General features: G+C 43.9%; 20 protein-coding genes and 1 tRNA gene. 11 read left to right on the forward strand and 10 right to left on the reverse strand.

Annotated features, from left to right (window positions below; all coding sequences use genetic code 11):
* Nucleotides 1–758 precede the first annotated feature (758 nt).
* From BGX14_RS06540 to BGX14_RS06570, 7 genes are all read left to right on the forward strand, one after another.
* A complete protein-coding gene (locus BGX14_RS06540) occupies nt 759–1,892 on the forward strand; it encodes a DNA cytosine methyltransferase (protein WP_198951169.1) in 1,134 nt (377 codons plus the stop codon).
* On the forward strand, nt 1,889–2,965 hold the full coding sequence (locus BGX14_RS06545) for a DNA cytosine methyltransferase (RefSeq protein WP_095879418.1): 1,077 nt from the start codon (nt 1,889–1,891) through the stop codon (nt 2,963–2,965). The genes BGX14_RS06540 and BGX14_RS06545 overlap by 4 nt, the downstream gene beginning before the upstream one ends.
* 565 nt (nt 2,966–3,530) lie before the next feature.
* The gene (locus tag BGX14_RS06550; RefSeq protein ID WP_158223249.1) at nt 3,531–4,658 is read left to right on the forward strand and encodes an AAA family ATPase; all 1,128 of its coding nucleotides are present in this window, start codon (nt 3,531–3,533) and stop codon (nt 4,656–4,658) included.
* 6 nt (nt 4,659–4,664) lie between these two features.
* On the forward strand, nt 4,665–5,993 hold the full coding sequence (locus BGX14_RS06555; protein WP_095879420.1) for an LlaJI family restriction endonuclease: 1,329 nt from the start codon (nt 4,665–4,667) through the stop codon (nt 5,991–5,993).
* A 209-nt stretch (nt 5,994–6,202) separates the two neighbouring features.
* On the forward strand, nt 6,203–6,625 hold the full coding sequence (locus BGX14_RS06560) for a very short patch repair endonuclease (RefSeq protein ID WP_233126430.1): 423 nt from the start codon (nt 6,203–6,205) through the stop codon (nt 6,623–6,625).
* A 129-nt stretch (nt 6,626–6,754) separates the two neighbouring features.
* A complete protein-coding gene (locus BGX14_RS06565) occupies nt 6,755–7,501 on the forward strand; it encodes an exodeoxyribonuclease III (protein WP_095879422.1) in 747 nt (248 codons plus the stop codon).
* 36 nt (nt 7,502–7,537) lie between these two features.
* The gene (locus BGX14_RS06570; RefSeq protein WP_095879423.1) at nt 7,538–8,173 is read left to right on the forward strand and encodes a sugar O-acetyltransferase; all 636 of its coding nucleotides are present in this window, start codon (nt 7,538–7,540) and stop codon (nt 8,171–8,173) included.
* Here BGX14_RS06570 and BGX14_RS06575 read toward each other — a convergent pair.
* On the reverse strand, nt 8,170–9,837 hold the full coding sequence (locus BGX14_RS06575) for a putative transporter (protein ID WP_095879791.1): 1,668 nt from the start codon (nt 9,835–9,837) through the stop codon (nt 8,170–8,172). The two genes, BGX14_RS06570 and BGX14_RS06575, sit on opposite strands and share 4 nt — an antisense overlap.
* A gap of 178 nt (nt 9,838–10,015) precedes the next feature.
* Here BGX14_RS06575 and BGX14_RS06580 point away from each other — a divergent pair, with 178 nt between their 5' ends.
* Complete coding sequence (locus BGX14_RS06580; protein ID WP_233126431.1) at nt 10,016–10,888, forward strand: LysR family transcriptional regulator; 873 nt, start codon at nt 10,016–10,018, stop codon at nt 10,886–10,888.
* A 10-nt stretch (nt 10,889–10,898) separates the two neighbouring features.
* Here BGX14_RS06580 and phoU read toward each other — a convergent pair whose 3' ends face one another.
* The 5 genes from phoU to BGX14_RS06605 are packed head-to-tail and all read right to left on the reverse strand — an operon-like array spanning nt 10,899 to nt 14,996.
* The gene (phoU, locus tag BGX14_RS06585) at nt 10,899–11,546 is read right to left on the reverse strand and encodes a phosphate signaling complex protein PhoU (protein ID WP_073301794.1); all 648 of its coding nucleotides are present in this window, start codon (nt 11,544–11,546) and stop codon (nt 10,899–10,901) included.
* Nucleotides 11,546–12,301, reverse strand: coding sequence for a phosphate ABC transporter ATP-binding protein PstB (gene pstB / locus BGX14_RS06590; RefSeq protein ID WP_095879425.1), 756 nt, complete (start codon nt 12,299–12,301; stop codon nt 11,546–11,548). Before pstB ends, phoU begins: the two co-directional genes overlap by 1 nt.
* 1 nt (nt 12,302) lies before the next feature.
* Nucleotides 12,303–13,112: a phosphate ABC transporter permease PstA gene (gene pstA, locus BGX14_RS06595; RefSeq protein ID WP_095879426.1), complete on the reverse strand. Its 810-nt coding sequence runs from the start codon at nt 13,110–13,112 to the stop codon at nt 12,303–12,305.
* Nucleotides 13,109–13,981 carry a phosphate ABC transporter permease subunit PstC gene (gene pstC / locus BGX14_RS06600; RefSeq protein ID WP_073301789.1) on the reverse strand — a complete coding sequence of 291 codons (873 nt, stop codon included), beginning with the start codon at nt 13,979–13,981 and terminating at the stop codon, nt 13,109–13,111. Before pstC ends, pstA begins: the two co-directional genes overlap by 4 nt.
* A gap of 4 nt (nt 13,982–13,985) precedes the next feature.
* The gene (locus BGX14_RS06605) at nt 13,986–14,996 is read right to left on the reverse strand and encodes a hypothetical protein (protein WP_233126432.1); all 1,011 of its coding nucleotides are present in this window, start codon (nt 14,994–14,996) and stop codon (nt 13,986–13,988) included.
* Nucleotides 14,997–15,207: 211 nt separating this feature from the next.
* Here BGX14_RS06605 and BGX14_RS06610 point away from each other — a divergent pair, with 211 nt between their 5' ends.
* Together BGX14_RS06610 and BGX14_RS06615 are read left to right on the forward strand one after the other, a co-directional pair.
* The gene (locus BGX14_RS06610; RefSeq protein WP_073301932.1) at nt 15,208–16,083 is read left to right on the forward strand and encodes a substrate-binding domain-containing protein; all 876 of its coding nucleotides are present in this window, start codon (nt 15,208–15,210) and stop codon (nt 16,081–16,083) included.
* A 213-nt stretch (nt 16,084–16,296) separates the two neighbouring features.
* Nucleotides 16,297–17,070, forward strand: coding sequence for an alpha/beta fold hydrolase (locus BGX14_RS06615; RefSeq protein WP_158223250.1), 774 nt, complete (start codon nt 16,297–16,299; stop codon nt 17,068–17,070).
* Between the two features lie 106 nt (nt 17,071–17,176).
* Here BGX14_RS06615 and BGX14_RS06620 read toward each other — a convergent pair.
* Together BGX14_RS06620 and BGX14_RS06625 are read right to left on the reverse strand one after the other, a co-directional pair.
* Nucleotides 17,177–17,250: transfer RNA gene (locus BGX14_RS06620), tRNA-Val, on the reverse strand.
* Nucleotides 17,251–17,316: 66 nt separating this feature from the next.
* Nucleotides 17,317–17,802: a hypothetical protein gene (locus BGX14_RS06625; RefSeq protein WP_143394171.1), complete on the reverse strand. Its 486-nt coding sequence runs from the start codon at nt 17,800–17,802 to the stop codon at nt 17,317–17,319.
* Between the two features lie 102 nt (nt 17,803–17,904).
* On the opposite strand from BGX14_RS06625, the gene BGX14_RS06630 reads away from it, so the two are divergent.
* Nucleotides 17,905–18,474 (forward strand): 4'-phosphopantetheinyl transferase superfamily protein, encoded by a 570-nt coding sequence (locus BGX14_RS06630; RefSeq protein WP_095879429.1) that lies wholly within the window; start codon nt 17,905–17,907, stop codon nt 18,472–18,474.
* Between the two features lie 6 nt (nt 18,475–18,480).
* On the opposite strand, the gene BGX14_RS06635 is transcribed toward BGX14_RS06630, so the two are convergent.
* Nucleotides 18,481–18,906, reverse strand: a complete 426-nt coding sequence (locus tag BGX14_RS06635) for a hypothetical protein (protein WP_073301780.1) — start codon at nt 18,904–18,906, stop codon at nt 18,481–18,483.
* The gene (locus BGX14_RS06640; protein ID WP_095879430.1) at nt 18,906–24,164 is read right to left on the reverse strand and encodes a hypothetical protein; all 5,259 of its coding nucleotides are present in this window, start codon (nt 24,162–24,164) and stop codon (nt 18,906–18,908) included. The genes BGX14_RS06635 and BGX14_RS06640 overlap by 1 nt, the downstream gene beginning before the upstream one ends.
* Between the last annotated feature and the right edge of the window lie 32 nt (nt 24,165–24,196).

Below are 24,196 nucleotides of genomic sequence, written 5' to 3' on the forward strand. Positions count from 1 at the left end.
ATGTGACTCATTTTGCCTTTGGTAGCGGCAATAGAGTGTTAACTTCAAAGTGAATATAGCTTATTTGTGCCGCAGATGCAAGTCTTTTCTTTCAAAAACAGTGAAAAACGGCGTTTTAATCCGAAATAATCTATATTTTGAATGAAATTAGGGTTTTCTCTTGTCCTCTATCTGAAACTTCGACAATTTCTGCAGCGAGAACAAGACGAACGCTCACGTCTGCTGTTTTTTTGCGGCAACGTTTGTGCTATATGGTTGTTGTATATCGAACTGCCTAATCAGCATAGCGGCCTTTGGGGGCGTGAGTTGTTTGCGTTTATTCGTTGCGGGCAGTCGAAGGCCTCAGGTAGGTAGATGCATTCAACTCCACGCCTTTTTTGTTTTCAGAAAAGCATGGGCTTGTGCTGGATGGGGTGAACTCGTTGAGTTTTGCTCTTGTCCTCTACTTGAAACTTCGACAATTTCTGCAACGAGAATAAGACAATTACTCGCCATTGTCCGTGGATTACACGGGCGTAGTGTCCCCTGGGCGAACTGTATCCGTTCGGGATTGTTTTGCAACGTCATTGCGAACCCTGAAAGGGTGAAGCAATCCATTGCAAGATTATGCGGGTGTATTGTATTCTTTTGAAAATGTCGCGCTTTTAGGCGAGGAGTGAGTCGGCTCCCCGCCGTTTCTTTTTGTCCGCACCCCGGCCAAACGAATCGGCCAGAACCGCTCCCGCGAGAGTGAACTCGTTCACTTTCAAGGAGTTATTGTGGCATCAAAAAAGCCATATACATTCGTCGATTTGTTCGCTGGCTGCGGCGGATTGAGCACTGGTCTAGAACAAGCAGGATTCACTCCGTGCTTTGTCAACGAAATTGTAGAAACTTACTGCAACACCTACAAAAAAAATCATGTTCTTTCCGATGAACAATATTTTGTTGGCGACATCAACGAACTTAATAAGAATTTAAGTAATTACAAACGCCATATTTCTAATGCAACACTAGTTTGCGGAGGCCCTCCCTGTCAGGGATTTTCTATGGCAAATCGTCAAAGAGTCATAGACGATCCAAGGAATAACTTATACAAAGCGTATTTAACATTTTTGCGATATGCTCGTCCCCATTTCTTCATTATGGAAAATGTCAAGGGAATGGCGAATAAGATTTCTGAGATAAAGGAAAATTTCAAAGAATATCTCGGTGATGAGTATCAATTTGATTACGCATTATTAAGAGCGCAAGATTATGGAGTTCCCCAAAATCGTGAACGATTAATCTTTATCGGCAATCGTGATGGGGTTGATCCAAAGCAAATATTTGCTGAAATAGAAAAGCAAAAGCGACCAGCATTTACGCTGAAAGATGCGTTGATTGGCTTGCCTCATTTGGAGGCTCGAAAAGAGAAAGGTCAGCAAGACGTTGAAAACGAAGAGTCTGGATTCACAGTAAGGAAATTCAAATACCCCAAGAATGATTTTTATCAATTCATCAATGGCAAAAGAAATATTGACAAACTTTACAATCACAAGAATCGCTACAACAACGAACGAGATATAGAAATTTATCGACGTCTGCCGCAAGGAGCCAATTCTTTGCACGAATCAATTGCAGACATAATGCCATATAAAAAACGTAATGACATTTTCAAGGACAAGTATTTCAAACTTGACGAGACCCAAATATGTAAGACGATTACGTCTCACATGAAGTTTGATTGCAACATGTATATCCATCCTTGGGAAGCCCGAGGATTAAGCCCTAGAGAAGCGGCACGAATACAAACCTTTCCGGATGATTACATCTTCACTGGTCCACAAAATTCTTGGTATGCGCAAATTGGTAACGCAGTTCCTGTAAAGTTGGCTTTTGTGATTGGCAACGCCATAAGGAAGTTCCTATGAAGCATTTAGAATTATTTGCTGGAATAGGGGGCTTCAGAAGAGCTATAGACCTTATAGGGAAAGACCTGTGCATTCCTATAGAATGCGTTGGTTATTCTGAAATAGACTCAAAGGCTGTTCAAACCTACCAAGCATGTTATTCGCCCAAAGATGATGAAAGGGCGATTGGTGACATCGTTGCATTTACGGCAAAGAAAAGTAATATAAGAAGTTTGCCCAATTTCGACATTTTAACGGGAGGTTTTCCCTGTCAGACTTTTAGTATGATGGGAAAACAGGCAGGTTTTGGTGAAGAACGAGGTCAAATGTTCTTCAGGATAATGGATATACTGAATGTAAAGAAGCCTAAGTATGCTCTGTTGGAAAATGTGAAAAATCTAGTCAATCATGATGGTGGCAATACATTTAAACGAATCGTTGCAGAGTTAGAGGGGTTAGGATATTCAGTCTATTACGATGTTTTTGATACAGCAGATTTTCATCTGCCTCAAAAAAGAAATAGAATAGTGATTTTTGCAACTAGGGCTCAATCAAAGAAAAAGCCACTTAAAGATTTTAGTGCCAAAAATGTCATAAATCTTTTTGAACAAGATTATAAAAAATTGAGTGTTCTACACTATAAAAATGTTTGCGGAGTTCTCTCAAAAAAAGTTGATGCCAAATACTTTTTATCAGAGAGAATCAAGCCGACCTTGTTGAGCAATGGCTCTGCAGGCTTTAAATCCAAGTCTGATATTAATCAGATTGTTGCACGCCCTTTAACAGCGACGATGCATAAAATGCATCGAGCCTGTCAAGATAATTATTATAGCCAAGATTTTATTGAGTCTAATGGTAAAATCAATCCTGTAAAAACTATGTCAAAAGACGAATTGGCAAAATTGCAAATTCGAAAATTGACACCTGAAGAAGCCTTTATGTTACAGGGTTTCCCGTCCGATTTTGCCCTTAAGGGGCGTCAAAAAGGTGTTGCTGACGGAGCTCTATACAAACAAGCTGGAAATGCAGTGAGTGTCAATACAATATATGCAGTTCTTTATTTCCTTATAAAAAACAATTATATGGAGGTGTAGCATGAATTTTTCAGAAGTTTACAATCTGATTCTCGAATCATGCCCTTTCCTAGGCGGAAACAGCTACGATGGAATTATCGTAAAAAAACTTGCCGCAACAAATACAATTTCTGATACAGGTTCGTCCCATCAGTCGCATATGGCGTTTACAGGGAAACAAAAGGATTTCTTTCCTTTTTTGGAAGCGGATGGATATTTTAACGTTGGGTACGACAGCAAAGACGATGATTTAAAAAAATACTTCACACTGCGAATTCCGTTAAACATTTATGCAGAAAATGTGAATTCTTTATCTCAAGAACACGCTTCAATAGAATTTAGTTCACCCAAAAAAATTGTAAGAGCAAGCGTCTTACGTAGTAGAAGAAAAGGTCAAGAAGACCAAGTTGAATTATCTATAAAGAGTCTTGACGACAAAGATTTCATTGAATTTCGAAAATTATTACGAATAAACGATTTTTTTGTCATACTAAAGAAACAGAATGTATTAGAATATGATTTGATCGGAATATCTAGTTCTGACAAAAACGCTGCGGTTTTGGCGACATGTACAGATTTCTACAAGTTGACGACACAGACTCCGGTCGACATTGACTTTTTTGGTGATGTAAAAAAGGATGCTAACGAGAGCAATATACTTCCCTTCACCCCCTCCCAAATCATCTACTACGGTGTTCCGGGGTGCGGTAAGAGCAACAAGATCCGGGAGCAACTGAAGGACGTTCCTGAGAAAAACAAGGTTCGTGTCGTGTTCCACCCGGAATACACCAACGCCGAATTCATCGGTCAGATTTTACCGAAAGTCAACGGTCACGTCACCTACGAATTTACCCCCGGGCCGTTTACGCAAATTATCAAGCGGGCTTATCTCAATCCCAATGAACAATTTTATCTGGTTATTGAAGAAATCAACCGCGGTAATGCGGCCGCCATTTTCGGCGATACCTTCCAGTTGTTGGATAGGCTCAAGGCTGGCGAAACAGACTCTCTCGGCAATGACCCTGCAAATGCTTCTGTAAACACGTTTACAGAGGGCTGGAGCCAGTATTTTGTCCAGAACGATGATGTTAATGCGTATATCCGCAAAGCAACAAAACTGGATGACGGTTCTTACCAAGAACGGAACGACGGTGAACCTATTGAAGAAATCAAAATAAAAGAAATTCACTTCAATGCGAATACGGCTATCCGCTTGCCGCCCAACCTTTCCATCTTAGCGACGATGAACACTAGCGACCAAAATGTGTTCACTTTGGATAACGCTTTCCAGCGCCGTTTTGACATGGAATTGGTTCGCAACGAATTCGACCTCACTCAGCCCGCCGTCAATGCTCAGTACAACGCGGAAATTGACGATACCGGTATTAAATGGGGGCAATTCTGGGGATGGATCAACGCCAAAATTACGGCCACCCTCAAAGGACTTTCCAGCACCGAAGACAAGCGGCTTGGAGTCTGGTTCGTGAGCAACGTGGGCGGCATTATTGACGACAAGGTCTTTGCCGAAAAGGTCCTGAAATTCCTGTGGGATGACGTTTTCAAGTTCAAGCGTCCGCAAGTATTTGCCGAAGGAATTGATACTCTGGAAAAGTTGATCAACTCCTTTGAAAAACCGTCTGAAGGGAAAGAACGCTTTGACGTTTTCAAGGACAAGGCGAATCTTGTCGCATTTGTAGCATCGCCAACGCTGTAATCCTTGATGCAAAAGCTAAACGAAATATGTTCCTGCGAATCCAAGGCGAATTCGGAGACTGAGTTCGTCGGCATTCGTTGTGAAAAATCAAAGGAAGATGGAGCGCTGGAAACAAGCATCATCTTTCCTTTGGGATATTTCAAAGACGACTCGGCCTTGCGCGAACTCCCCGAAGAAGAATTGCGGGAATGCGTCGTCAATCTTTTTACAGTACTTTCCGACCGTTCGCTGCAGGATCCAATCCATCAGGATTCTTCTATTTCCACATTCGCAGAAGAACATGGCGAATCTGAATTTCCGATGGTTTCGTACTTGAATGTTATCCGAAATTTTCTCGATTTCGGTTACCTTGATGAAAAGGAAATTCTGTACAAAAAGGGCGCGAACGGGAAAATCAGTTGGGGCCGGACAATCAAGGCCGTGCAGCCTGTCATTACCGAAGATGCACAGAATCTTGTGTATCTGAATTTTGTCGCCCGTAAAGTCAGCTATAACGAAGATACGCTCATTACGCAGGTCCACAAGTTCTGCGTTCACGACGCTCTTGTGAAACTCGGATTTTTATTCGGCATAGATCCGTCCGAAGAGCCGCAGTTGGATTTTGATTATGACCTGTTCTGCAACGCAATTCATTCCAAGCTTGCGAAAACGTTTAACGACCGCGATTTGCGCTTGCTCGCTGACTTGGCCCGAATTGTGGAGTATCTTGCCGGGCATAAAACTGAAGACGGAAAGACTGCAAACGAATTTTATTTCGGAGTGAATACGTTCGCTCCCGTTTGGGAAGGGATGGTGGATAGGATTTTTGGAAAATTGCCACAGGGTACTGCGAAGGATAAATTTAATCCGCATTTGCATTGGAATAACAATGGCAAGGAAGAAAACATTGAAGAATCCGAAGAAGGAAAAGTTTTAAATGACCCGAAACGCTCTACGCTGCGACCCGACACGATAATGATTTGTGATGGAGATTGCTTTATTCTTGATTCCAAATATTACAAATTCGGGATAACTAAAAATAAGGCGCATTTGCCGGGAGCGGAATCCGTTTGCAAACAGATGGCTTATGCGGAGTTTGTGGAAAAGGAATTCGCTTTTACTTCGGGACACATCTACAATGCGTTCATTATGCCGTATTGTGAAAGCGATGAGACTACGACGGGCTTAGCGACATCTGGAATGCGCTTTGCCGGTCTTATTTATGGCGATTGGAAAGACTGCTCAAAATCTTACCGCAAAATAGCCTGTATTCTGCTGGATGTAAAGACTGTGATGCAGAATTACGAAACGTCTAGCGGTGCACAGGAAGAACTCGCCAAGCTGATTTTGCGTTAGGGATCGTCGCACGAATGTGGCGAGACTCGAAGAGGCTCGATGAGCCGAGCACGCGAGGCGAGCAGAGCCCGACCCGGCGGCCTTCGGAAGCCGGGGAACGCCCTTGCAAATTTTCATCATCTATGTAAAATTTGGCAGGGAACCTTATTAGGATTTCTATTTTTAAATGCAGCGCGTTTCTCTGTTTAATGGAGGCGGATTTTTTCACCATGCGCCGTCGGAAAAATAGAAAGCAAATGATGCAGGCTGTTCACAGCAAGAACACGACTCCGGAAATGCTTGTGCGGCGTACGCTTTGGGCGGCGGGATTGCGGTATCGCCTGCATTGTCGGAATTTGCCCGGAACGCCGGATTTGTTCATCCTTAAATTTGGCGTGGCCGTTTTGGTGAATGGTTGCTTCTGGCATCAGCATGGTTGTCGTTTCACCTCTCGCCCCAAATCCAATTCCGATTTTTGGAACAACAAATTCGATGCCAATGTGGCTCGGGACGTAAAAGTTTTGCGGAAGCTTTTTCTGCAAGATTGTCGGGTCGCTGTCGTCTGGGAATGTTCTTTAAAGCGAAACGAAGAGAGGTCTTTAGAACGATTGGTGGATTTTATCCGCAGTGACGAGGAATTTGTTGAAATATGAATCTGCGTGTGCGGCGATTTCGCTTTCCGGAAATTTCGCACGAAAATTTTCTATTTTCTGTTTTGAAATGGCAAATTTATTCGAAATTCTCGATTCAAAAAGAACGCTTGAACATCAAGGAGCTGGGAAATGAAAATTGTATCTTGGAACGTCGCCGGGATTCGCGCGTGCATCAAAAAAGGATTGCCAGATTTTTTCAACCAAATTCAGGCAGATATGTTTTGCCTGCAAGAAGTTAAGGCGGAATCGCATCAGATCGATTTCCATCCCGAAGGCTATTACGAATATCTGTATCCGGCAAAGCGCAAGGGCTATTCCGGCACGATGATTTTCAGTAAAACGGAACCGCTGGACATTCATTATGGTTACGGTGAAGCCGAATATGATGATGAAGGTCGAAGCATTACGGCGGAATATGACAATTTTTATCTCGTTACGACATACGTTCCCAATGCGAAACGGGACTTGAGCCGTCTGGCTTCGCGGATGTATTTTGAGGATTCCTTCCGCGCCTATTTGCATCGTCTGGGAAAAAAGAAACCGGTGATTTTATGCGGAGATTTGAATGTCGCGCATAACGAAATAGACATTTGCAATGCGAGGGCGAATCGAGGCCATGCCGGCTTTACGGATGAGGAACGATCCAAATTCAGCGAGCTTTTAAACAGTGGTTTTGTAGATACATTCCGGGCGTTGAATCCGGATAAAGTGCAATATAGCTGGTGGAGTTATTTTGGGCGTTCCCGAGAAAACAATGCTGGTTGGCGATTGGATTATTTCATAGTCTCCAAAGATTTTTTCCCGCTGGTCAAAAGCTCTTGCATTTACGATGATGTTTTTGGCAGCGACCATTGCCCTGTAGGTTTAGAATTTTAAATTCCGCGGGAAACGTTTGAAAAGGGATTCATTTGTATGAAAAATACAGAAAGACGCGATTTGGGCATTCCATATATTGCCGATAAAGATTGCTTTGCTGAAATGGCAAGAACACGTCGGCTTGTTCAAAAATTGAATACAATGGATGCGTCGGATTTTAACGCGCTCAAGTTGGCAACCGCGGAATTGTTAGGAACTTGTGAAAACGGCATCATCAATCCGCCGTTTCATTGCGATTATGGGTTTCACATTCATGTAGGAAAAAATTTTTACGCCAATTATAATTGCACCATTTTAGATGTAGCTGAAGTTCACATCGGCGACAATTGTTTATTTGGTCCGAACGTTTCGCTTTATACAGCAGGACATCCGATTCACCCTGACATGCGAAATACCGGCTACGAATATGGAGTGCCGATTACGATTGGCGATAATGTTTGGCTCGGCGGAAACGTTGTCGTTTGCCCTGGAGTTTCTATCGGCAGCAATGTCGTTGTGGGAGCGGGCAGCGTTGTGACAAAAGACATTCCGGAGGATTGCATTGCAGCGGGAAATCCATGCAAAGTCATTCGAAAAATCACCGACGAAGACCGAAAATACTATTTCAAAAAAAGAATGTTCGATCAAGAATCGCTAGAAAATATTCAGCGGCTTCTGAAAAAAGAAGATTAAACACTCAGCAGCAAAATGGCTAGAATTTGAGCACTGACAATGCGCAAAAGCATAGTTAGTGGATAGACAGACGCATAAGCCACATTGGTCGCTTCGGAGTTAGAGAGCCCGTTAGCAAAAGCGAGTGCAGGAGGATCCGTCATGGAACCCGCAATCATTCCGCAAAGACTTAAGTAATTCACTTTGAACACCAATTTCCCGACAATGCCGACGATAATCAGCGGAATAAATGTAATCAGCGCGGCTAGCCCCATAAAGTAAAAGCCATCGCCGTGTAAAAGCACATCAAAGAAACGGATTCCCGCATTCAATCCGACGCAGGCAAGAAAAAGGGTGATGCCCAATTCGCGCAACATGAGATTGGCGCTCGCGGCCATGAAAAAATTCAGCGGACCGATTTTGCGTTTACGAGAAAGAAGAATGGCAACGATTAAAGGGCCTCCAGCTAGGCCGAGTTTTAATGGCATCGGCATTCCAGGAATGGCGATGGGAATCGAGCCGACGATGACACCGATAAAAATTCCTAAAAAAGCAGGAAGAATTTCAGGATGCTCTAAAGCTTTCAAGGAATCTCCCAATTCCTTGGCGACAGCGTCTATACCATCATTAGGGCCGACAACCAATAATTTGTCAGCAAATTTGAGGCGCAAATCCAAACGTCCCGTGAATTTGAAATCCCCGCGAACAACTCTGCTGACAGTCACTCCATAACGTTCTGGAAAATTTAAGGAACCAATCGTTTTTCCGAGCATTTTTTTATTCGTTACCAAAATGCTTTTTGTAGCAAGCTTTGAATCCATTTGAGTAATCGGATGCGCAAGTTTAGAACCGATAACTTTTTCCATAGAATGCACCGCATCTGGCAAACCGACAATATGCACTTTATCGCCATCCTGAATAATGGTTTTACCGTTAGGAGTAAATACGCTTTCTCCGCGCAAAAGACGGGTAATGACAACACCGCTGGAAATCAATCCGGGAATTTCTTTCAAGGGAATGTTGAAAAGATTTTTATTTTCCACTAAAAGACTAGTAGAAACGATTTCCGAACGAGTGGCGGCAATTTCTTTGGCGTATTCATCGGCAGACTGCGCGGGATTTTGTTTAAAGAATACGCGAATTAAAATCATAACCAAAATAATGCCAATAACACCAAATGGATAGGCGACCGCATAACCGACGCCTGTTAAAGAAGAATCTACGCCTGCCGCAGTCAGCGCGGAATTGGCCGCTCCAAGAGACGGCGTGTTCGTAACGGCACCACAAAGCATCCCGATAAGTACAGGAACGTTATTGTGCAAATCCGTGAAAAAATAAATGCAAAGGGTAACCACTACGCCAAGAAAAACAATTGACGAAGAAAGAATATTTAAAATGAGTCCGTGTCTGCGAATGGAATCGACAAATCCCGGCCCTACCTGCATTCCTATGGTATAAACAAAAAGGATTAAACCAAATTCCTGAATAAAATGAAGAACGTTCGGATCCATCCGAAGGCCGCAATGCCCCAGCAGAATGCCGACGAATAATGCGCCAGCACCTCCTAGGCTAATTCCTTTTATCTTGATTTTGCCGAGCATCAAACCCAGTGCCGCCGTAATGGAAAGGGCGACAATTTGTTCGGCGACAGAAGGTTTCGTAAAAAGATCGAGCAGCCATTGCATAATTTTTTCAATCCAATAAAAAAGGGTGGATTTTGTGCAAAAGATAGTTTTCATCTTTTTCTTTGACTAATAGTTTTCAAGTATCGAATCCATAAAAAAAAATGATAAGCTCTAAAAGATTTAATTATTTGAATTTATGTGTGAAAAAAGCTATAATATAAACATGGAACTGACGCAGTTGAAATATTTTTTGGAAGTTGCCAGAACGGAACATGTAACTCAAAGCGCAAAAAATCTGTTCATTGTTCAACCGGCTTTAACACAGTCCATCCACAAATTGGAAGATGAATTAGGAATTCCCTTGTTTAAAAATCAGGGACGCAACATCAAATTAACAGAAAATGGTCGTTTTTTTTATGAAAAATTGCGACCTATCTATGAAGAGTTGATGGCATTGCCACAATTGCTGCGAGATAGCGCGGACAAGCAAAATTATAATGTAAAATTAAATGTTTTGGCGGCTTCAACATTGATAACGCAAGCGGTCATTGATTACAAACAAAATAACCATGAATTGAACATAGACTTGATTCAAAATGAAGAAACAAAAATGTTCGACATTTGCGTCCGAACTTATGCGACGTACAAACCGGAATTGGATAACACGGAAAGCGACGAGACCTTTGTCACTTCGGAACAAATTTTTTTAGCAGTCCCCAGCATGTCGGATTATAAAAAATTAGATCGAATTTCTCTATTTGACATCAAAGAAAATTTTATTGGACTTTACGGTTCAAAACAGTATCGGAAAATATGCAACGAACTTTGTGCAAGTATAGGATTTAAGGCACGCCTTACTTTTGAAAGTGACAATGTTTTGGCGGTGAAAGAAGCGATTGCAGCAGGAATCGGCGTTGGCTTTTGGCCTGAAATTTCTTGGGGAAAAATGGACCACAAAAAAATTCACTTATTAGAAATTACGGATGCGGATTTTAAAAGAGATATTGTTGTTTCTTTGCGGCGGAATAAGCAGGACAATAGCAAAACGGAAACGTTTTACCGTTTCCTTACGCACTACATAGATCATCGCCGTCATCAGAAGATCCGATGATTTCGAAACATTAAACTTCCCGCGACCCTGTTTCAGCAAAAACCACCCATTTGGCAACATTGACCGCATGGTCGCCAATGCGCTCTAGATATTTGGCAATCATGAAAGAATCGATTACATTATCCGCCTCTGCCGAATTGGATCGGATAGATTCGACAAGAGTCTTTTTGGCTTCGATAAACGCGTTGTCGATTATGTTGTCCATATCACAGACACGCTTGGCCAAAGGGAGATCTTTTCGGACAAAAGCATCGATTCCTTGAGATATCATACGCGAGATATTCGTCGACATAATGGGGATTACAGGAATGGGGGCGGGATTGGTACTTTTTTGGGCGAGAGTCAGGACGATTTCAGAAATATTGGCGCATTGATCGCCAATTCTTTCCAAATCGCTAACCATTTTAAGTGACGCGGATATCAGTCGAAGATCGCGGGCGACGGGCTGCTGGCTTAAGAGCAGACGCAGACACAGAGTTTCGATATCTTTCATCTTTTGATCGATGTCTTTGTCGTTGTCGATATTCCGTTGCGCTTGTTCCTTGTTAAAATAAAGAAGTGCTTCTGTCGCTTCGGCAAAAGCTTCTTCTACAAGGGCTCCCATCTCTATAATGCCGTCGTTCAATGCTTCGAGTTGAGATGTAAAACGATTTCTCATTATCCGAACCTCCCGGTAATGTAATCTTCGGTTTTTTTATTCTTGGGCATGGAGAAAAGTTGCTCCGTTTCTCCGATTTCTATGATTTCTCCCAAAAGGAAAAATGCGGTGAAATCCGAAACGCGAGTGGCTTGTTGCATATTGTGAGTTACCATAACAATTGTGTATTTACTTTTCAGTTCTAGAACCAGATCTTCGATTTTCCCGGTGGATATGGGATCTAGAGCACTGGTTGGTTCGTCCATTAAAAGAACGTCTGGAGAGATAGCAAGCGCTCTTGCGATGCAGAGTCGTTGCTGTTGCCCACCGGAAAGACCTAACGCGCTTTTAGTCAGTCTGTCTTTCAACTCATCCCAAACACCTGCGCCCTGTAAGGATTTTTCTACAATTTCATCTAGTTTAATACGATTCCGGATGCCGTGAGTTCTCGGACCGAAAGCAATATTGTCATAGACACTCATGGGAAAAGGATTTGGTTTTTGGAAAACCATACCGACTTTTTTTCGCAAAAGATTGACGTTGAAATCTTTGTAGATGTTTTTTCCGTCCAATTCGATCGTACCTGTGATTTTACAGTTTTCCACAAGATCATTCATGCGGTTTAACGATTTGAGAAGAGTGCTTTTCCCGCATCCAGACGGTCCGATAAAAGCGGTGATTTTATTGGCGGGAATATTCAAATTGACGCTTTTAATCGCGTGAAAATTCCCATAGAACAGGTCCATTTCTTGAATTGTGATTTTGTTTGTTTCCATATCAAACCTTCTTGATTTTATTCGCTAATTTGTTTGAAATCCAATTGATAATAAGAACGACTAGGATGAGAATCACTGCTGTCGCATAAGCTTCTCCTGTGTGCAAACCTTCGCGGGAAAGTTCATACATGTGAACAGCGAGCGATCTACCGGAGGAAAAAATGCCCTTGGGGAAATCGGCAACTGTCCCTGCCGTATAAATGAGGGCAGCTGTTTCTCCGATTACGCGACCTACAGCCAAAATGATTCCAGATAAAATGCCGGGAATCGCCGCGGGAAGAATGATTGTACTGACCGTACGCAATTTTCCTGCGCCTAAACCGAATGCACCTTCTCGATAGCTGTCGGGAACAGCGAGGAGGGCTTCTTCAGTGGTTCGCAGAATAAGAGGCAAAATCATGATGGAAACAGTGAATATGCCGGACAAAAGCGAATAGCCCAAGCGGATAGACGTCACAAAAAAGAGCATTCCGAAAAGTCCGTAAACAATGGACGGAATCCCGGAAAGCGTTTCTGCCGTCAAGCGCACAAGTGAAACGATTTTGTTTCCCCGACGGGCGTATTCAACTAGGTATATCGCCGCAAAAATTCCCAAAGGTCCCGCGACCAGTATCGCACCAAATACAAGGATCAATGTATTGAAAATGGAGGGAAGAATGGAGACGTTTTCGGAATTGTATTCCAATGCGAAAAGGGACAGTTTCAAGTATGGAATGCCGCTTACCAAAACATAGATGACAAGGAACGCCATAGATACAACGGTAATTGCCATCGATATTTTTACTGCATATCGTAAAATTTTGCTGGTCATACGTGCCCTCGTCTTTTGAGAACGGAAAAGATCAGATTGATGATGAGAATGAAGGCAAATAGGACGACTCCCGTTGCAATGAGCGCTTCTCGATGCAAATCGGTCGCATATCCCATTTCGAGGACGATGTTCGCCGTAAGAGTTCGCACTCCGTTCAAAATTCCGTTCGGCATTCTCGCTTGATTTCCAGCGACGAGAATTACGGCCATGGTTTCCCCGATGGCTCGTCCGAAGCCAAGTACGATAGCGGCGGTAATCCCGGATTTTGCGGCGGGAAGGACAGCGAAGAATACGCTTCTTTCGTGCGTTGCCCCTAGAGCAAGAGCTCCTTCATAATAACTATTTGGAACAGCTCGAATTGCCGCTTCCGATACGGAAATGATTGTGGGAAGAATCATCATCCCCAACAAAAAGGACGCTGCAAGAATACTCGCTCCGCTACCGCCAAAATACGTCCGGACAAATGGAACAATGACGACCAACCCGAAAAAACCGTAAACGACAGAGGGAATTCCCGCCAACAAATCCACCGCCGGTTTCAATCTTTTGTGTAATTGGACAGGGCAGAATCTAGCCAGATACACTGCAGAAAGAATCCCGACGGAAATACCGATGACTAAAGCTCCTAAAGTTACATACAAACTTCCTAAAATCATCGGAAAAATGCCGTATAGAGCGGGTTCATCTGTCGGAGCCCAGATTTTCCCAAAAAGAAACTGGAAAAATCCGATTTTCTGCATAGCGGGAATACCGTTTGCAAAAAGAAAAACGCAAATAAGAAGAACAAAGAAAATGCTGGCAAATGCCGAAAGCAAGAATACTCCCGACATCGTTTTTTCTTTGAACTGATTTAGATTCAATCGAAACATAAAGCTATTTGATAGTTGTTGTAATTCGCGCAGAGAAAGCAACATCGCTCAATTCATTTTCGCTATAAACGGAGACTTGTGCCTTCGTTCTCGAACCGATTTTTTTCACAATTCCCGCCGCCCACGCCCAATCATCCGCATCGGCGTTCAGTTCATCACGGCTATTGACATATTCCACTTCAACAAAAGCCTTGTCTAAAATTCCTGCGGTGGGAATTTCTATTCCGGCGTAAACGGGGAAGTATTTTGTATCCTGCGCGTAATCCGGAGAAACCGCCAAGCCCGCGTCAATCGATTCCTTGTTTACGTCCTCATCCTCTCCGGTGATGATTAGGGCTGCTTCTCCATAAAGGGACAGGTTCTTTGCCATCTTCACATTGGCCCGGAGATTGGCGCGATGCGTAACAATCGCCGAATACTGAATGGGGTCTATTACATTGGCGCGATAACCGACGCCTAAATTCAAATTCTCATTGATTTTGACATCTTCGGTTACACGTAAATAACCTTGGTTGAAATAGCCGTCTTCGGTGGCGAGCATCACGTTGAGCTGCGAAATGCCTTTTTTGAAGCCGACTTCCAAAGCGTCATGCGAATAGTCGCGGGAAAGGAATCCCCGCTTGGAAATACTTTTGTCCAAATAAGCACCGAAATTGCCACCGTTTTCGGTATCCGTTTTCCAATGTCCGAGTTTTAAATTCAATCCCCAATCGTTCCACTTGTAATTTCCGTAGTAGGTGTCCGCTTGGTATCTGTCGGAACCGTTGTTGAAATTGGGCGCATACATGCGAATGGTAACTTTGGCGTCGAAGTCTTCGGATTTATAATTACCGCCAATGTTTGCCCGAAACCAGAATCCGTCTAAATTGTTTTCCTTGTCGTTATCGTAAACGGCTTTCGTCGCTTGGGTTTGAATGTTTCCGGTCAGGTCAAATCCTTCGTCTGCGGCATAAGTCATGCTGCAAGCAACAAGAAGAGCGAAACCGAAAGAACCGTGATTTTTAAGAAATGTCATTTTTTTCTCCTTTGGGCCAAGCCCGATTGAATGACGCTTTGAATGTAGATGTCGAATGTAAAGACTATTGGGCCCAAATTGTAAAATTGGAGAAAAGTCTATTTTGAAAACTTTTATTTTACCCGCTTTTTACACAAACCTTTTATTGCTTTTTACGAAGCCCAGCTAACTTATGAATGTCTTAAAAACAATCAACCAAAAGGAGTTCAATATGAACAAACTAACATTCGTTTCAGCAATAGCGGGAATTGTCGTTTTGGCGATTATAGCAGCCTGCCGCGACGATTCTAATTCTAAAAAGCTTTCGTTTGACACGAACAGGGAAATCACGGTCATCACGCGAGAAGCCGGCTCGGGAACACGCGATGCGTTTACGGAGCTGGTCGGCATCCTTGTAAAACAAAATGGAAAAAAGAAAGACAATACGACGGTAGAGGCTCTTACGATTGATGGAACACAAGGAGTGATTTCTACAGTTGCGGGAAATGAATACGCGATAGGATATATTTCCCTGGGTTCAATGAACAACTCCGTCAAAGCGTTGAAAATCGACGGTGTTTCTCCGGACAAATTAAACGTTAAACGGGGGACTTATCCGATCGCTAGACCGTTTAATGTAGCAACCAAATCGCAAATCAGCGAAATAGCCCAGGATTTCCTAGACTTTATTATGAGCGCAGATGGCCAGAGTATTGTGGATGCGAACGGCTATGTGAGCGTGGTGGAAGGAAAAGTTTATGAAAGCAAGAATCTGAAAGGAAAAATTGTGATAGCCGGTTCTTCTAGCGTCTCTCCGGTAATGGAAAAACTGAAAGAAGGTTATCTCCAAAAAAATCCGGGGGTAGAAATTGAAATCCAAACGAATGATTCCTCGTCGGGAATGCTGGCCGCCAAAGAAGGAACTTGCGATATCGGCATGGCGAGCCGCGATCTCAAATCCAGTGAAAAGGATGTCTTGAACAGTTTGACAATCGCCAGGGACGGCATTGCCGTGATCGTCAATTCTAAAAATCCTCAGGACAATTTGAACAAAGAAACCCTGCGTCAAATCTATACAGGACTTATTCGCAACTGGAATGTGAAATAATCGAACAAGAATGAAATGTTCGGACAGCTTTGCCTTGAGCAAGGCTTTTTTATTTGGAACCGCATTTTAAATGAAAAGGGAATATGCTTTTTGAAGGGCAAGAAAGCCTAGTTGGCTTGCGTATCATTCCCATTTTCTGGTCAAGATCAAAAAAAAGACTATTTTAATTTTATGGAAATCAAAATGGAAACAGCTAGCCTCCATAATGGCGAAATGAAATACGCGCGTTTTGGCGTTGGAAAAAAATTTTTCATCATCATTCCAGGACTTTCTATAAAGAACATTTTGAAGTCGGCGGCGATAGTCGCCGAATCTTATAAAATTTTTGCGGAAGAATATACCGTATATCTTTTTGATCGCCGAAAAATGATTTCACCCGGTTATTCCTTAAAGGAAATGGCCGATGATATTGCAGAAGCCATGAAAAATTTAGGCATTTCAAATGCGGACATATTTGGCTTTTCTCAAGGCGGCATGATTGCGCAGGATTTGGCTATTCGCTATCCGAATTTAGTTCACAAAATGATTTTGGGTTCAACGTCTTCCCGCCCAGAGCCGCTACAGTTAAAAGTCATTGACGAATGGATGCGTTTAGCGAAAGCCGGTGATTCTTCGGGGCTGGTGAACCGATTTATTGACGATGCATTTTCTAAAAAATTTGTAGAGCGATATCGCCGAGCTTTGCTCGCTCTTTATAGGAAAATTTCGACCGAAGAACTTGCCCGATTTTTCATTTGCGCCAAAGCTTGCAACGAGGTGAATACTTACGACGAATTGGAAAAAATTCAATGTCCCGTATTGGTCATAGGCGCAGGCCAGGATGGCGTTTTGAGTTTGGAAGCCTCTCTTAAAATTGCAAACAAATTAAAATCATTGAAAAAATCGTGCGAGTTTTATGTTTATGAAGACGGTGGCCACGCTGCTCCCGATGAAATTCCGGATTATAAAGAAAGAATGCTGCGCTTTTTTCAACAGGAATCGATTTAAGTTTATAGCTTTCGACCGTCCATTTATGACCTAAAGAAAACAAAACCCCGAAATTCGTTTAAAAGCAAAAAAAAATCCAGAATCTTTTGAGACTGGATTTCAACAGTGGTCGATACAGAACTCGAATCTGTGACCTCTACCATGTCAAGGTAGCGCTCTAACCAACTGAGCTAATCGACCGTTTGATGCCCCCAAATTAGAAAGGTTATGAGAAAATGTCAAGGGGAAATATCATAAAATTGCGACTTAGCGGTCGTCGGGATCAACCCAATACTGCATCCGGCCAGAAACGACGGTCCGAGTAGAATCGCAATCGTCTCCGTAACAATGATTAAAAATAAGCCGAATGTCGGCGCTCCATAAAATACTGTCCTTTCTGTCGAACTTGACATAGCTGGAATCCGCATCGATGATATGGGCGGGAACGCTATTGCCAAGGACGAGATAGGTGTAATTCGGATTGGTTTGCGGCGTATTGAGGCCCAGAACAGGCTTGTAAACCATTAACTGAAGCCTGTCGCCCTGGTCGTTTTTGCCCAGAAAAAGGACAAAATGTTTGTTCACGCGCAAATCCACATCCCCATCATCAGGAGAAATGTCAAGTTTTAATTTTTCACTGCCGTTCAGCTGCAAATTCATGTATCCGCCGCCATCGACCGTCCAACCGCTGTTGATATCGCTGCAAGCGAAAAGCCAAAAGCACACAACAACTATCGGAAAATGAAAGCGCATGGAAATAAAATAGCAAATACGCATTTCTACTATCAAAATCCCAAAAGGCTTTTTCAAAAATACGCCCAATAAAAAATGTGTATTTAAATAGCGTCTCTTTGAATGAATGAAATTTATATTAAAGTCATGATAACGCAATACGAAGTGAATACTCCTTTTGGACTGGTGAATTGGTGCGTTTTGCCTGTAAAAAATCATCTGGATGAAATTTTGTCGGTTTTATCATCGGTTTCGGGAATGCAGCTGACCCGCGTAGATATCAAACGAACTCCGGACGGACGCCCTGAATTTCCCGACTGCGGATTTGACGCGAACTGGACGCACAGCAAGGACACCTGTGTTCTCGCCTATTCTTTTACAGCCAAAGTCGGCGTGGATATTGAAAAATTGCGCCCCCGCGCATTGCGCATTGCCGAGCGTTTTTTCGCTAAAGAGGAAACTACGCTGCTTTTAAAAAGCGGACTTTCTCCAGAAAAAGCGTTGCGCCAGTTCTATCGGATCTGGTGCCGTAAAGAAGCCCTGTTCAAATGTATCGGTGGCTCCTTTTTGAGCGGAGTGCTTTCTCGCAACGTGTTGGAAGATGAAGTGGACGGAGCTCGCCTAATAGACATTCAACTTCCCCAGCAACCCAAATCTTTTGCCGCCGCACTCGCCGTCGCACCGAGGATTTAACTCCCTTTAGCTGATTTTCGGGTCGGGTTCATGCGGGAGCAAATCCCGAACATAAAGCGGAAGGGTTACATCCACAACGATTTCATCTATCCGAAGATGAAGAAGATATTTTCCACTTTTTTCAACGCGAAAGCGATTCAGATTTAAAATGAGATTCACTGCAGCCGAGTCCATCGCCGGCGGAAAAGGTGCAAAAACGACCGAAGTTTCTATCGGTGGAAAAATTTCCTTGTCGTCAAATGGATTTTCCAGCGTGACACGAAGCTGGTGTTTCCCAATTTCGGATCGCGCATATCGAATGCGAAAAACGATTGAACAACGTGGAATGACAACCGGCAAATTCGCTTCGATATAATCGAAAACGCCCAGCATATTCAGCTTTCCGCCTTGATCCGTTGCAGCATCGCAAATGGCAGCAATTTCCGTCTTCATTACCAGTCATCTCCACGATATTCCATGACGATAGGACCGTTGTTCGTTCCCGGCAGCACGGAGGCCGCACTCGAAGGCGCTTCCTGTGCCCGCATCGAAAGATAAATGTCTCCCGATGAAGACACCGCCAACTGAGGACGGAATCCACGAATATAATAGCCGTGTTTGGCTCCGAAAATATTTTTGAAATAGGGCAATTCATTTTCACCGAGTTCTGCCCACGCTCCATCCGCAAAACGATAAACGTGCACTTGCGAATTTCGGGCGTAGAAAGCGTCATCGATGGCAAGGAGAGGATTCCCGTTTTCATCCACCGCAAAGAACGTATTGAAGCAACGGTGGCCAAAGGCCGTGAACTCGGCCCCAGACGTGGTAAACGCATTGGAGTTTGTCAATTTAGATTGCGTCGCCTGCGCACGAACTAGGCGCGGCAAGCCGTCATCATCACGACTGCGGAAACCGACATAGAAAAATTCGCCGCTATAGAAAGCCTGAATGGATTCCGCATTGATGTTGATTTTATTGTTTTTAGTGCTGGCTGTCGATGTCGCACCACTAGCGATGTAGTAGTAATAAATTGTGTAATCGCTGGAAGTATTTCCGTTGGCAACAACGATACGGTTGCCGTTTGGATCGAACGCCATGTCCACTTCGCGATAGGTGGAATTTTCATTCATCGTCGCTTTGGTCAAGGCATTCCATTTTGCATTGGAATAATCGTAAACCCGAACGATATTTGCCGTATTGTTTACCGAACCGAGAAGAATGATAGAAGGAGCGTTGTTCTTGGGATTGATTTTCAGTTTTGCAGAAATGACGGAAGTTCCCAAACCGCTTCCCAATGCCGTCCAAGAATTTGAAGCCGAGGCGGATTTGTAAACATAAGCTTTTCGATCGGAATTGCTGATATAAGACAAATACAGATTTCCGTTTCCATCGCAAGCCAGATTCAACGTTTGCCCAACAATCCCAGATATATTCGGGCTGCCAAATGCGGACCACTTATTTCCACTTCTGGATTTCGTAACAAGACTTCCGCTTTCATTGATATAAGCGATATTCAAACGATCATTGCAATAAGAAAGCGCTGGAGCGTTTGCATTCGTCGTCAATTCCAGAACAGAATCTGTTACATCGGAAATGTTTTTCCACGCTTTGCGGAAATAAACCTTTCTGGAGGTAATCTCTGCCTGATGCCGAGACGCAAAGTTTACATCCATCTGCGCTTTTGAAGAATCAAAATAATCCAAACGAACGGTAATGGAACCTTCTTCGGAACTACGCAAGAACGCAGCGTTGAACTCGGCGATACTCGTATCTATCGTACCATCGGAATTTCCTTCATACCAATACTTATCGCTGACATTGCTAAAATTCCACCAGAACTTCTGAGCGTCTTCATCGCCCAACGTTCCGAGTTTAGAAGAACTGGCATTGGCTTCTGACGTATACCAATATCTGGCTTTAGGCGATATTTCCGAAGAATCCTGACTCCAGAGGTAAACCGTATCCGGCATACTGATAATTCCTTCCGGCATCTTGGACATCGTTCGAATAATCGTCGTATCCGTTGCGATAAAATTGGTTCCCGATTCCTGAGCCCAAACGATGCAATAGAATTCATTGCTGCCACGGGAAAGTTTGGCAATGGTCGTGTCATCAAAGAAATAAAAGTCCGAAGCCAAATAGTCCGTCGGGTCGTTGAATGCCCACCAGACATGATTCTTGGAAGCGGTGTCTTGAAGTGCCGAAGACCCCTTATTGCCGCACGTCCATGTATAGCGCTTGATGCTTTGCCAGGCCTTGTTCGCTCGCGCAGTCAACTCCGTCGATGTTCCCGCTAGAATGTAGGCGACGCCCTGATCCACTGTAATCACGGGAATGTCCGTCGTAAAAGAAATATGAATCGTATCCTGCACCTGATTGCCATCGTCATCGGTTGCCCGTGCAATACAGTAATAAGTCGCTTGCGGAGTCGCCGGTCCCATCCAAGTCGTATCGTAAGAAGAAACCGTTCGCCAGTTATCACCAATCTCTGAAGGGCTGCCACAACTCCATTCCCGTTTAGCAATGTAACCGAATTTGTCGCTGGCCGAAGCGTTTATTCCTATGGGATAATTGACTCGAGTCGTAAAGGACTCCGTCGATACTTTCAATGTCGGCGGATCTTGCAAGACCGTAATTTTGGTCGTATCTTCGGCGATATTGCCGTCGTCATCGGTAATGCGGATAATGCAAAGATAGTCCGAAGTTTCCGTCGTCGGCATAATGGCAGAATAACGGGGGGTCGAAGTGGACGAAACAAAATACTTCCCAGCGACACCCGAATTGCCACAGCTCCATTGATATAGAACGATTTTCCCCAGTTTATCATAAGCCATCGCATCCAGTTCCAGAGTGTCCTTAATAGAAACCGTCAAAGTGTCCTCGCTGGCCGTAACCGTCGGCAAATCCTGAAGGACAGAATAAGTCGCCGTATCAATTGCTGTCAGATTATCGTCGTCGGTAACACGCATCATACAATACCAAGTACATTCTTTACTCGGAGCGACAACCGTTGTATCCGGCTTTGAAATCGGAACCCAGGTTGGCGATTTCAAGCTGGAACCACAAAAAAGTTCCACCGATTCAATGCGGCCAAGTGTATCAACGGCGGCACCGGAAACTCGGATGTTCGAATTGATTTTCACTTCGGCGGAACTGGTGAAAAGCGTGATGGAGGGCTTGTCCAAAACCACACGGAATGTCAGCGTATCATAGCCGTATTCGCCATCATCATCGGTCGCCCGGACGACGCATTTGTAATTGTCCGTTTCTGTTTGGGGAAGGGGAACATTTATCGTTGCAGAAACATTTTTGCCCGGCGTCACCGTCGCCGAAGAGTCCCACGAAATTTTAGAAGCATTGGCATTGCAGCCCCATTCAATAGCGACAACCTTTCCATATTTATCGTTAGCCGTGACAGCGTAAGAAAGCTTCGCATTGATTTTCTGCCGAATAACATCTTCGGTTGTTTTCACCGTAACGAACGGAGGATCGGCAATCACATTGACGGAAATCATGTCGGAGACGGAAGCTCCACCGTCTTGTTTCAAAGTCAAAACGACATTCTTTTTACCAACGGAACTCCAAGCCAAAGTCGCCTTGTCCGCATCATCCGACGGGCAGACATAACCTTTTGTCAATATTCCATCGCAGTTCCATTGAACGCTTGCCGATGTACCGGCAGGCAGGAATTTTTCAACCTGGAAAGAAAGCGTGTCATTCATCGTCACGGAAGTATCCGCCTTCGGCTGCAAGAAATAAATGATCGGTCGATCTCCAATAAATCCAAAACGGACACTATCCACAACTGTTCCGCCAGCGACTGACGCGGACATCGTATAAATTTTTCCCAATTCGATATTCGGTACCGAGCTTGCTCCCAATATATCCAGCGATGAAGAGCTGTCGCTACCGAACGCCGTCTTCCGCACAGTCGTAGTGCCGTTGATTTTATAAGTCCAAGTTACCGAATCCGGCAAAGGAATGACATTGCCCGCATAGGCGACAAAATGAAGGGTCGAATCCGAAAGAACCATGGACGTGGACTTGCCGTTGACGCTCAGTTTTAAAGACGAAGCCTTCACCGTGAAATCGATTTTTGCCGTATCCGAAACATTCTGTGCGCTGTCAAGCACGACAAAACGGAAGCGATGGTCGCCGTCGGAAAGATCCTTGAAATTCATAATCCATTCATTCACTTTCAAAACGGAAAGAGAGATTTCCTTTCCATCCAACCAGGCTTTAGCGCTGGCGATTTGCGAACCGGAATCCGAAAGCGTTCCCGAGAACGAGACGTCTCGAGAAGGGAAAAGAGATGTATAATTATTGATGCGGATTTTAGGAACCATAGAGTCTTCCAAAAGCATCGTCGCTACATTTTTTTCGTCGCCCATTTCCACATATTGGTTTTCGAGAATCATGCGCTTGTAGCCAAAACCCGTCGTATCCCGTGCATAAATTCGATAAGTGCCCGGATCAACAGTCGCTTTGAAATAGCCCGTAGCAGTCGTATGGGTAAATGTAAAATTGGATGTTTCCACGTTTTCCAGCACCACTTGAATACCATTGTGCGCTTTTCTTCCCTGGAATTTGGCGTAGCCATAAAAACTTCCCGTCGTAGCACTCAAGTCACCCAAGAAGAAATTCCAAGTTGGCGAAGTCGCCGTATCATAGCCGTCGGTAACATAGACCTGCCAATAAAGACGCCCACGCAAACTTTCATCCATATTCCACACAGAATCGGTAATGGCCTCCCAGCTTTTTTCACGAATCCCCGAAACGACCAAATTGGCATCCGTTAAAATTGGAGCGGTTCCCGCATTGTCGGGGCTTTTGCCCACCCGAATTGAATATCGCAAATCCTCTGGATTATCGTCATCGGAACCCGCATAATAAAAAGCAAAGCGGGGCACATAGATACTCTGACGGCTCGCAGAATCCGGCATCAGCAAGGAAATTTCGGGAATCCGATTAAAATGCAAATAGGCGGAATCCCGAGAAACATTGCCATCTTCATCCACCGCCCCATACACATAGCGCACATCATTATGCCCATTCAAAAGGTCCTTTGCTTTCTCATAAGGAATCCGAGCCCGATAAACAGTTCCCGAAGAATCTTTTTTTGCCTCAACCGTATCTGCCGGCTTATTCTTGGAATCCAGCAAAACCACAAAAGCGCTGTCGATTACGCCAAAAGAATCCGAAGCCATAAAAGGAATCGTCGCATCGTGAAGCCCCCGCGTCCACAAGGTATCTGCGTCCACAGAAATATCGGGTGGCGTATCCACCACTCGGATGTATTGACCTCTACCGGCGGTGTCTCGCGCATTGGCCCCATCGACAGCAATAAACAGCGGCGAATAAATTCCCGCAGAATCATAGGCGTAGGCGAACAATTCTTCATTTTTCCCATCAAATAGGGAATCGACGTCTCCCATTTTCCAAGCATAGCGCAAAATCTTTTTCGTATTGTATTTGAGGAATCCGACAAAATAGACCGTATCATGCACTGTAACGGTGAGAGTGTCATAGGTATAAACAGAATCCAATGCTGCAATCGAATCGATAAACGTTGGAAGTTCTTCCGGTGATTCCGTAAAAGCGAAAATGACGGAATGGTTATTGCGAAGGGTTCCGTTCACACGAATATCGGACTCGCGAGAACAGCCGACAAAGAGCAAAAGGGACAGTGCGACAAAAAGCAATTTTTTCATAAAGATTCCAGTAAATGACAACGTATATCCCA

The sequence above is a fragment of the Fibrobacter sp. UWS1 genome, from assembly GCF_002300445.1.
Taxonomy (GTDB): Bacteria; Fibrobacterota; Fibrobacteria; order Fibrobacterales; family Fibrobacteraceae; genus Hallerella; species Hallerella intestinalis.

Excerpts from the sequence above, each read along its gene's own strand:
- BGX14_RS06640 (WP_095879430.1), bottom strand. The coding sequence starts at position 24,164 with ATGAAAAAATTGCTTTTTGTCGCACTGTCCCTTTTGCTCTTTGTCGGC.
- BGX14_RS06635 (WP_073301780.1), bottom strand. The coding sequence starts at position 18,906 with ATGAAGACGGAAATTGCTGCCATTTGCGATGCTGCAACGGATCAAGGC.
- phoU (WP_073301794.1), bottom strand. The coding sequence starts at position 11,546 with ATGAGAAATCGTTTTACATCTCAACTCGAAGCATTGAACGACGGCATT.
- BGX14_RS06615 (WP_158223250.1), top strand. The coding sequence starts at position 16,297 with ATGAAATACGCGCGTTTTGGCGTTGGAAAAAAATTTTTCATCATCATT.
- BGX14_RS06630 (WP_095879429.1), top strand. The coding sequence starts at position 17,905 with ATGAATGAAATTTATATTAAAGTCATGATAACGCAATACGAAGTGAAT.
- pstA (WP_095879426.1), bottom strand. The coding sequence starts at position 13,112 with ATGACCAGCAAAATTTTACGATATGCAGTAAAAATATCGATGGCAATT.
- BGX14_RS06625 (WP_143394171.1), bottom strand. The coding sequence starts at position 17,802 with ATGCGCTTTCATTTTCCGATAGTTGTTGTGTGCTTTTGGCTTTTCGCT.
- BGX14_RS06570 (WP_095879423.1), top strand. The coding sequence starts at position 7,538 with ATGAAAAATACAGAAAGACGCGATTTGGGCATTCCATATATTGCCGAT.
- BGX14_RS06575 (WP_095879791.1), bottom strand. The coding sequence starts at position 9,837 with ATGCAATGGCTGCTCGATCTTTTTACGAAACCTTCTGTCGCCGAACAA.
- BGX14_RS06560 (WP_233126430.1), top strand. The coding sequence starts at position 6,203 with ATGCGCCGTCGGAAAAATAGAAAGCAAATGATGCAGGCTGTTCACAGC.
- BGX14_RS06610 (WP_073301932.1), top strand. The coding sequence starts at position 15,208 with ATGAACAAACTAACATTCGTTTCAGCAATAGCGGGAATTGTCGTTTTG.
- pstB (WP_095879425.1), bottom strand. The coding sequence starts at position 12,301 with ATGGAAACAAACAAAATCACAATTCAAGAAATGGACCTGTTCTATGGG.
- BGX14_RS06555 (WP_095879420.1), top strand. The coding sequence starts at position 4,665 with ATGCAAAAGCTAAACGAAATATGTTCCTGCGAATCCAAGGCGAATTCG.
- BGX14_RS06605 (WP_233126432.1), bottom strand. The coding sequence starts at position 14,996 with ATGACATTTCTTAAAAATCACGGTTCTTTCGGTTTCGCTCTTCTTGTT.
- pstC (WP_073301789.1), bottom strand. The coding sequence starts at position 13,981 with ATGTTTCGATTGAATCTAAATCAGTTCAAAGAAAAAACGATGTCGGGA.
- BGX14_RS06545 (WP_095879418.1), top strand. The coding sequence starts at position 1,889 with ATGAAGCATTTAGAATTATTTGCTGGAATAGGGGGCTTCAGAAGAGCT.
- BGX14_RS06565 (WP_095879422.1), top strand. The coding sequence starts at position 6,755 with ATGAAAATTGTATCTTGGAACGTCGCCGGGATTCGCGCGTGCATCAAA.